This is a genomic window from Massilia sp. UBA6681, assembly GCF_002454935.1.
Taxonomy (GTDB): Bacteria; Pseudomonadota; Gammaproteobacteria; order Burkholderiales; family Burkholderiaceae_D; genus Telluria; species Telluria varians.
The window spans coordinates 99,977-108,652 of sequence record NZ_DKJX01000096.1; the positions used below are offsets into that span (position 1 = coordinate 99,977).

An 8,676-nucleotide genomic window follows, 5' to 3' on the forward strand; every position below is an offset into this window, starting at 1 on the left:
AAACAATGAAAAAACTGACTCCGCTGGCACTGGCAATGATGCTGGCAGGCTGCATGTCGCTGGCGCCGAAGTACGAGCGCCCCGCGGCGCCGGTGGCCGAGGCCTTCCCTGAACTGGCCAAGCCGGCCAGCGCCCCGGCCGCCCAGGTGGCGAACGAGGCGCCCGCAAGCATCGCGTGGCAGCGCTTCTTCCCGGACGCGCGCCTGCGCGGCCTGATCGACCAGGCCCTGGTCAACAACCGCGACCTGCGCGTCTCGATCGCCAACATCGAACAGGCCCGTGCGCAATACCGCATCAGCCGCGCCGACCGCCTGCCGACCGTAGGCCTGGGGATCACTGGCTCACGCCAGACCACCGGCGAAGACCAGCCGATCAACAGCCTGTACCAGTCGGGCTTCTCGGTTTCAGCCTTTGAGCTGGACCTGTTCGGCCGCGTGCGCAACCTGTCGGAAGCCGCGCTGGCGCAGTTCCTGGCAACCGAGGAAGCGCGCAAGTCGGCGCAGATCAGCCTGATCTCGTCGGTGGCCAACGTCTACCTGCAGCTGCTGGCCGACGAAGAGCTCCTGGGAATCACCCAGCAGACCCTGGGCACGCGCCAGGAATCGCTGCGCCTGACCCAGCTGCGCTTCGACAACGGCGTGGCTTCGCGCTTCGAGCTGCAGCAGGCGCGCTCGCTGGTGGAAACCGCGCTGGCCACGCTCGCGGCGCAGCAGCGCCAGCGCGCGCAGGACCTGAACCTGCTGACCCTGCTGGTGGGCACCCCGGTACCGCCGACCGCGGCCGCCGGCGCCACCCTGGCCTCGACCGAGCTGCCCGACCTGCCGGCCGGCCTGCCTTCGGACCTGCTGGCCAACCGCCCGGACATCCGTGCGGCCGAGCAGCAGTTGATCGCCGCCAACGCCAACATCGGTGCGGCGCGCGCCAACTTCTTCCCGCGCATCACCCTGACGGGCAGCGTGGGCAGCGCCAGCACCGAGCTGTCGGGCCTGTTCAAGTCCGGCACCTACGGCTGGAGCTTCGCGCCGCAGGCGATCCTGCCGATCTTCGACTACGGCCGCAACACCGCGGTGCTGGGCTCGGCCCGCGCCGGCCGCGACATCGCGGTGGCGCAGTACGAGCGCTCGATCCAGACCGCGTTCCGCGAAGTGGCGGACGCGCTGGCCGGGCAGTCGACCTTCAGCGAGCAGCTGCGTGCGCAGCGCGCGGTGGCCGAGGCGGAAGCCGACCGCTTCAACTTGGCCGACCTGCGCTACCGTAACGGCGCGGCCAGCTACCTCGAGCTGCTCGATGCCCAGCGCGCGCTGTTCCAGGCGCAGCAGGCGGCGGTGCAGGCCAACCTGCAGCGCCTGCAGAACCAGGTCACGCTGTACAGCGTGCTGGGTGGCGGATGGACCGAGCCGGCCACGCCGGTGGCGGCGCGCTGAGCGCAGTTCGCTTCATTCGAAATCGGGCCGTTCGCGGCCCGATTTTTTTTGCGGTCAGGGTCCGGGCGGGGGTCACCGGGCGGGGGTCAGGTCTGACATTCGGACACGAACTCGAGCATTACCGTGCTGCATTGTTCAGCCCGTGTCCGATTGTCAGACCTGACCCCGTGGTTTGAATTGAAACGCGGAATCGAAGCGCTGCCGGTTTGCACAAATGGCTACACTGAACGCATGAACGCTTGGGGGCTTGCCGCCCGACTGCCATGCGCAAATTCGCTCGCTCACACTGGAAAATCCTCATCGCGATCCTGCTGGCGATCGCGCTGGCGACACTGACCTTGGAAACCGATTCCGCCGCCCCTGCCCCGGAGCTCTCCGCCCGCCTGCGCACGCACGTCGAGGCCATCGCCTCCCCAGAACACAATACCGCAACGCCGCGCGAACTGGAACAGGCCGCGCGCCACATCGAAACCACACTGGAGGGCTACGGCTACCGCCTGCGCCGCCAGGAGTACGAGGCCGGCGGCCAGAAGGTACGCAACATCGAGGTCTCGGTATCGAACACCGCGCCGGGTGCGAAACCGGCGCGCATCTTCATCGTCGGCGCCCACTACGATTCCGCGCGCGGCGCCCCGGGCGCCAACGACAACGGCAGCGGCACCGCCGCCGTGCTGGAACTGGCGCGCCTGCTCAAGACCATGCAGCCGAGCCGCGGCACTGAAGTGAAGTTCGTCTTCTTCGTCAACGAGGAACCGCCCTGGTTCATGGGCGAAGAGATGGACAGCATGCAGCATGCCCGCGACCTCAAGAAGAACGGACACAATGTGGAAGGGGCCTTGATCCTGGAGACGATCGGCTGGTATTCGCAGGCGCAGAACAGCCAGAAGCTGCCGCCGGGGCTGGAGAAGCACTACCCGAGCACCGGCAACTTCATCGCCTTCGTGGGCACGCTCGAATCCTCGGCCCTGGTGCGCCAGGCCCTGGCGGCCTTCAAGGCCCAGTCGGATTTCCCGGCCGAAGGCCTGGCGGCGCCGGCCCACGTGATGGGCGTGACGCTGTCGGACCATTCTTCGTACAACCGGCACGGCTACCCGGCCCTGATGATCACCGACACCGCCTTCCTGCGCTACCCCTACTACCACACCGCGGAGGACACCCCGGACAAGCTGGACTATGCGAGCATGGCGCGCGTGGTTAGGGGGCTGGCGCGGACCATGGAGTCGCTCGCTGGCGCGGCAACAACCTGAGGTTTTGTAGGGTGGTCGGCTCTGCCGACCGCGCGTTCAACTTACGGACGCGCAGTGGCAGCGCATGCCGGAGCTGAACGCGCGGAGTGATCTGGTCCAGTGGACCAGATCAAAAAAAGCCGTCCACCCTACGCACCCGCATAGCCACATATCCTTGCGTCAGGCCCCCAGGAACATCTCCTGCAGGTCGTTCAAGAAAAGCTGCCCAAGCTCGGTCGGCTTGATGAGCTTGTGATCACGGTAGAGCAGTCCCTTGCCTTCCGCCTCGTTCAGCGCCTTGGCAATCGCGCTGATGCTCATGCCGGTGCGCTCGGCGAACAGGTTCGGATCGAAGCCGTCGACCAGGCGCAAGGCGTTGAGCATGAACTCGAAGCCCATGTCGCCGCGTGCGATCTCGTGCTCTTCCTGCACCGGGTTGCCGCGCCTGGCCGCCTCGATGAAGGAGCCCGGCTGCTTGTAGCGCGCCTGGCGCAGCACGCGGTGCGGGAAGGAGATCTTCGAATGCGCGCCGGCGCCGATGCCGAGATAGTCGCCGAACTGCCAGTAGTTCAGGTTGTGCTTGGCCTGGCGGCCTTCCCTGGCGTAGGCCGAGACCTCGTAGTGCCGGTAGCCCGCCGCGGCCGTCGCTTCCAGGATCATGTCCTGCATGTCGGCACTTAGATCGTCGTCGGGCAGGACCGGCGGGTACTTTGCGAAGACCGTGTTCGGTTCCATCGTCAGGTGGTACATCGACAGGTGCGGCGGGGCGAAGGACAGCGCCGTCTGCAGGTCGCGCCTTGCCTCGTCGAGGCTCTGCCCCGGCAGCGCGAACATCAGGTCGAGGTTGAAGTTGTCAAACGTAGAGCGCGCGATCTCCACCGCGCGCAGGGCCTCAAGCTCGTCGTGGATGCGGCCCAGCGCCTTCAGGTGGGCACCGTTGAAGCTCTGGATGCCGATCGACAGGCGGTTGATGCCGCTCTCGCGGTAGGAGGTGAAGCGTTCGGCCTCGAAGGTGCCGGGGTTGGCTTCCATCGTGATCTCGGCGTCCAGCGCCAGGGGCAGCAGGGTGCGCACGTCGGACATCAGGCGATCCAGCCCGGCCGCCGACATCAGGCTGGGCGTGCCGCCGCCGATGAAGATGGTGTGGATCTTGCGGCCCCAGATCATGGGCAGCGACTGCTCCAGGTCGAGGCGCACGGCGTCGAGGTATTCCTTTTCCGGCAGCTCGCCCTTGGCCTCGTGCGAGTTGAAGTCGCAATACGGGCACTTGCGCACGCACCACGGGAAGTGGATGTAGAGCGACAGCGGCGGCAGGACCGTCAGGTTCAGCGCGCCCGACTGCAGATACTGCAGGGCGGTGGCGGCGGGAGAGCGCGATTCGCCGGCGATTTTCCCAAGATCTGAACCGGCGACTTTAATCGGGATCATTTCAGTTTTTCTACCAGTGCACGCAGGGCCTGGCCGCGGTGCGAGTGGGCGTTCTTCACGGCCGGGTCGAGCTCGGCGGTGGTCTTGCCGAGCGCAGGAATCAGGAAGTGCGGGTCGTAGCCGAAGCCGTTGGCGCCGCGCGGGGTCTCGATGATCTCGCCATGCCACTGGCCGTCGGCGATGACCGGTTGCGGGTCGTCGGCGTGGCGCACGTAGACCAGCACGCAATAGTAATAGGCCGACTTGTCGGCGTGGCTGGCCAGGTCGGCAACCAGCTTCTCGTTGTTGCGGGCATCGGATTTCGGCTCGCCGGCAAAGCGGGCCGAGTAGACGCCCGGCGCGCCGCCGAGCGCGTTGACGCACACGCCCGAGTCGTCCGCCAGGGCCGGCAGGCCGGTCAGGCGCGAAGCGTGGCGGGCCTTGACCAGCGCGTTTTCCACGAAGGTGCCGAAAGGCTCTTCCGCTTCCGGGACATTGAATTCGCCCTGCGGGTGCAGCTCGAAACCGATGGGTTCGAGGAGCTGGGCGAATTCCTTCAGTTTGCCGGCGTTGTTGGAGGCGAGGATCAGGCGTTGGGTCATGGAGGGCTCGAGGGTGTGGGTGATGCGGAGGGTGGGTATTTTAGCGCGTCGGGCTAAAGCATGCTTCGGTGGGTGCGGTACGAAATTGGGTTCCCGCCTGCGCGGGAACGACGTTCATGTGTTTGTGGCCACAATCTCCAGCACGTCATGCGCGCTACTGGCGCCCATGACTTCCCGCGCAGGCGGGAATAATGCCACTGGCATTATTCCCTCCAAGTTTTTCATCGAAGTCGAATCCCTGAATCAGCCAACCAATCCCAACGACTGTTTCTGCAACCTGATCAACTCCGTAATCCCCAGCTGCCCCAGGTCCAGCAGCCGATTCATCCCCACACGGTCGAACGCGGCCCCCTCGGCCGTACCCTGCACCTCGATGAAATGCCCCTGGTCCGTCATCACGATGTTCATGTCGGTGTCGCAAGCCGAATCCTCGACGTAGTCCAGGTCCAGCACCGGCGTTCCCTGGTACACGCCGACCGAGATCGCCGCCACGAAGTGCTTCACCGGCACCGCCGGGACCAGGCCCTGTCCCGCGAGCGCACTGAAGGCGTCGTAGGCGGCGACCATCGCACCGGTGATCGAGGCGGTGCGGGTGCCGCCGTCGGCCTGGATCACGTCGCAGTCCAGGTGCAGGGTGCGCTCGCCAAAGGCTTCCAGGTCGAAGGCGGCGCGCAGCGAGCGGCCGATCAGGCGCTGGATCTCCTGGGTGCGGCCGGTCTGCTTGCCGCGCGCGGCTTCGCGGTCCATGCGCGTGTGCGTCGAACGCGGCAGCATGCCGTACTCCGCCGTCAGCCAGCCCTGCCCTTTGCCCTTCAGGAAGCCCGGCACCTTCTCTTCGATGCTGGCAGTGCAGATCACCTTGGTGTCGCCGCACTCGATCAGCACCGAGCCTTCGGCGTGCTTGGTGTACTGGCGGGTGATGCGGATGCTGCGCAGCTGGTCGACCGCGCGGCCGCTCGGGCGTTGTGCAAACGTCATGGGAATCCTTATTTAAGTAATTGGGAGGATTTCTCGATCGCCTCGCGGATCTCGGCAATCGCTTTTTCGATTTCGTCTTCGTCGAAGGCATCCGCACCGGCAGGCAGCGGCTGCCCGGCGGTGATGGTCGAGCTGACCTCGTCCTCCGGCAGCATCTGGGTCGAGATCACGTCGGGCGACAGGCTGCCCTTGGCGTCCGCGCCCTGCCAGGTGATCGCCAGGGCCGTCGTGTTGTCGGCGCGGGCGCCGCCGATCGCGGCGGCCATCGCCACCATGTCCGGCACCGCCTGCACGATGGTGGAGGTGGACAGCCGGTGCACGATCTCGGTCTCGGGCAGCATGCCCCACAGGCCATCGGAGCATAGCAGCAGGGTGTCTCCCGGTTCCAGGCTGGCCTGGCGCGAGATGTCGATCTTCGGCGCCTGGCCCGCGCCGAGGCAGTTGTACAGCTTGTTGCGGTCCGGATGGGTGTTGCGCTCGGACTCAAGCGCCTTGCCGCGCTCGATCAGGTATTCCAGGTGCGAATGGTCGCGCGTGCGCGCCAGCACCTGGTTGCGGCGCACCCAGTACAGGCGCGAGTCGCCGCAGTGCGCCCACACGGCGCAGTTGTGCTGCACCAGGCAGGCCACCACCGTGGTGCGCGGCGTCTCCGGCAGCTTGTGACGCTCCGCATAGGCCAGGATGTCCCAGTGGGCCTGGTTCAAGGCCTCTTCCAGGAAGCGCTCGGGCTTCTTCACATAGGGCTTGGCCTGCATGCGGAACATCATCGACAGGGTCTGCAGCGCGATGGTCGCGGCGATCTCGCCTGCCATGTGTCCGCCCATGCCGTCGGCCAGCACCAGCAGCAGCGCGTCGCGCGTGAAGCTGTAGCCCATCCGGTCCTGGTTGACCTTGCGCCCGCCGATGTGGGTCTGCTGGTAGACGGAAAACTGCATGCTGCCTCCGATTTCTTAATGACTGGCCTTGCGGCCAAAGCGCCCAACCAGGCCGCGCCATCCTCCGGCCCGCGCCGGCGCTTCTTCGGCGGCGTCCAGCTGCGGCGCCAGCGTCGGCGCCGCCTGCAGCACCTTCTGCATCGAGAACACGCTCTGCGGCCGGCTCAAGGGATCGAGCGCCATGCACGCGCGCACCATCTCGACCAGCTCGGGCGAATAGCTGCCGGCGATCTTGGCGAACTGCGCCTCGGTCTTGTCCTCGTCCTTGCGTGCCTCGACCGGGGGCGGCATGCTGCGCGTCATGCAAGCATACATGGCTGCGCCGATGCTGTAGATGTCGGTCCAGGGCCCGAGCGTGGCCGCCCTGCCGTACAGCTCGGGCGCCGCGAAGCCCGGGGTGTACATCGGCGCCAGCATCGGCGCATCCAGGTTGATGGTCTGGCGCGCTGCGCCGAAGTCGAGCAGCAGCGGCGAGCCATCTACGCGCAGGTAGATGTTGGCCGGTTTCAGGTCGAGGTGCAGCAGCTTGTTGGCGTGGACTTCGCGCACGCCGGCGCACACCCCGTTGAACAGCTGGCGGATCGAGGCTTCGCCCATGCGGCTGCCCCTGGCGTGCAGGCGGGCGATGTGATCCTGCAGGGTGTGGCCGGATTCGTAGGCCATCACCATGTAGACCGTTTCGTGGGCGCGGAAGAAGTTCACCACCCGCACCACGTTCGGATGGACGATCCGGGCCAGCGCCCGCCCCTCTTCGAAGAAGCACTTCAGGCCGATGCGGAATACCGGTAGATTGGGCTTGGAAACGACTGGTATCAGTTCGCCCGGCGCGCGCAAGGCGAGCTGACTGGGCAGGTATTCCTTGATGGCGACCGCGTTGCCCTCGGCGTCATATGCCAGATAAACAATACTGAACCCGCCGGACGCAATTTTCTTTACAATGCGATATCCGGCAATTTCCAGGCCATCAGGCAGGGGGGCATTATTCTGTGCGGCCATTAGAGTCCTTGCTTAACAGGGCGATTGTGTGGGATAAATGTTGCCTTTGTAAAGGCCACCTCGATCAGCCCCTGACGGTTCTCGAGGTATCTAAAGAATAAAAAAGACGGGGAAATCTTTGAGCATTTCAAGCATGACAGGTTATGCGGTTGCCACCAGCGAAAGCGCTGCCGGCACCCTCACGATCGAGATCAAGAGCGTCAATTCGCGCTTCCTCGACCTCCAGTTCCGCATCAACGACGAACTGCGCGCGCTGGAACCCGACCTGCGCGCCGCCATCATGGCCGCCATCACGCGCGGCAAGGTCGAGGTGCGCTTGTCCTTCGGCCGCAAGACCGCGGGCGGCTCGCAAGTGCTCAACCAGGAACTGCTGGCCGACCTCGCACGCCTGCAGGCTGAAGTCACCAGGCATTTCGCCCAGGCGGCGCAGATGACGGTGGCCGAACTGCTGCGCTGGCCCGGCGTGATCGAAGAGTCGACCGTGGGCCAGGAGTCGCTGCAGCTTGATGTCGCCGCCCTCACCGCCACCACCGTGGCCGCTTTCGTCGACAGCCGCAGGCGCGAAGGCGCGGCTTTGGCGACGATGCTGCTGTCGCGGATCGACGCGATGGAAGCGATCGTCAAGCGCATCACCCCGCTCATCCCGCAGGTGATCGCGCAGTTCCAGCAAAAGGCCATCGAGCGCATGCAGGACGCGCTGGGCCTGGCCGGACACGGCAACCCGTCGACCCTGACGCGCCAGGAAGTGCTGGAGCGTATTCGCCAGGAAGTGACGCTGTACGGCATCCGCATCGACGTCTCGGAAGAGCTGTCGCGCCTGTCGGCCCACCTGAACGAGACCCGTCACATCCTCAAGAAGGGCGGCCAGGTCGGCAAGCGCCTCGACTTCATGATGCAGGAACTGAACCGCGAAGCGAACACGCTGGGCGCCAAGGCCTCGGTCAAGGAGCTGGCGGATGCGTCGATGGAGCTCAAGCTGCTGATCGAGCAGATGCGCGAGCAGGTGCAGAACCTGGAATAAATTGTTGTCGTTGCGCAACAGCGCGACGATGATTTGAACGCGTGGGCAGGGCAAAGTAGTCCACCGGACTACTTTGCCCTGCCCACG

8 protein-coding genes are annotated in these 8,676 nt (G+C 65.7%); 3 read left to right on the forward strand and 5 right to left on the reverse strand.

Annotation, left to right across the window (positions count from 1 at the left end; genetic code table 11):
* The first annotated feature begins 5 nt into the window (after window positions 1-5).
* Window positions 6-1,424, forward strand: coding sequence for an efflux transporter outer membrane subunit (locus tag B2R83_RS17770; RefSeq protein ID WP_292043990.1), 1,419 nt, complete (start codon window positions 6-8; stop codon window positions 1,422-1,424).
* Window positions 1,425-1,687: 263 nt separating this feature from the next.
* Complete coding sequence (locus tag B2R83_RS17775) at window positions 1,688-2,671, forward strand: M28 family peptidase (protein ID WP_292043991.1); 984 nt, start codon at window positions 1,688-1,690, stop codon at window positions 2,669-2,671.
* A 159-nt stretch (window positions 2,672-2,830) separates the two neighbouring features.
* Here B2R83_RS17775 and hemW read toward each other — a convergent pair whose 3' ends face one another.
* The 5 genes from hemW to B2R83_RS17800 form a co-directional block, all read right to left on the reverse strand.
* Window positions 2,831-4,078 (reverse strand): radical SAM family heme chaperone HemW, encoded by a 1,248-nt coding sequence (gene hemW / locus B2R83_RS17780; protein WP_292043992.1) that lies wholly within the window; start codon window positions 4,076-4,078, stop codon window positions 2,831-2,833.
* Window positions 4,075-4,659: an RdgB/HAM1 family non-canonical purine NTP pyrophosphatase gene (gene rdgB, locus B2R83_RS17785; protein ID WP_292043993.1), complete on the reverse strand. Its 585-nt coding sequence runs from the start codon at window positions 4,657-4,659 to the stop codon at window positions 4,075-4,077. The genes hemW and rdgB overlap by 4 nt, the downstream gene beginning before the upstream one ends.
* A 243-nt stretch (window positions 4,660-4,902) precedes the next feature.
* Window positions 4,903-5,637: a ribonuclease PH gene (gene rph / locus B2R83_RS17790; RefSeq protein WP_292043994.1), complete on the reverse strand. Its 735-nt coding sequence runs from the start codon at window positions 5,635-5,637 to the stop codon at window positions 4,903-4,905.
* Window positions 5,638-5,645: 8 nt separating this feature from the next.
* Window positions 5,646-6,572, reverse strand: coding sequence for a PP2C family protein-serine/threonine phosphatase (locus tag B2R83_RS17795; RefSeq protein ID WP_292043995.1), 927 nt, complete (start codon window positions 6,570-6,572; stop codon window positions 5,646-5,648).
* Window positions 6,573-6,587: 15 nt separating this feature from the next.
* Window positions 6,588-7,568 (reverse strand): serine/threonine protein kinase, encoded by a 981-nt coding sequence (locus tag B2R83_RS17800; RefSeq protein WP_292043996.1) that lies wholly within the window; start codon window positions 7,566-7,568, stop codon window positions 6,588-6,590.
* 133 nt (window positions 7,569-7,701) lie between these two features.
* Between B2R83_RS17800 and B2R83_RS17805 the strand changes: the two genes are divergently transcribed.
* Complete coding sequence (locus B2R83_RS17805; protein WP_292043997.1) at window positions 7,702-8,589, forward strand: YicC/YloC family endoribonuclease; 888 nt, start codon at window positions 7,702-7,704, stop codon at window positions 8,587-8,589.
* Window positions 8,590-8,676 lie beyond the last annotated feature (87 nt).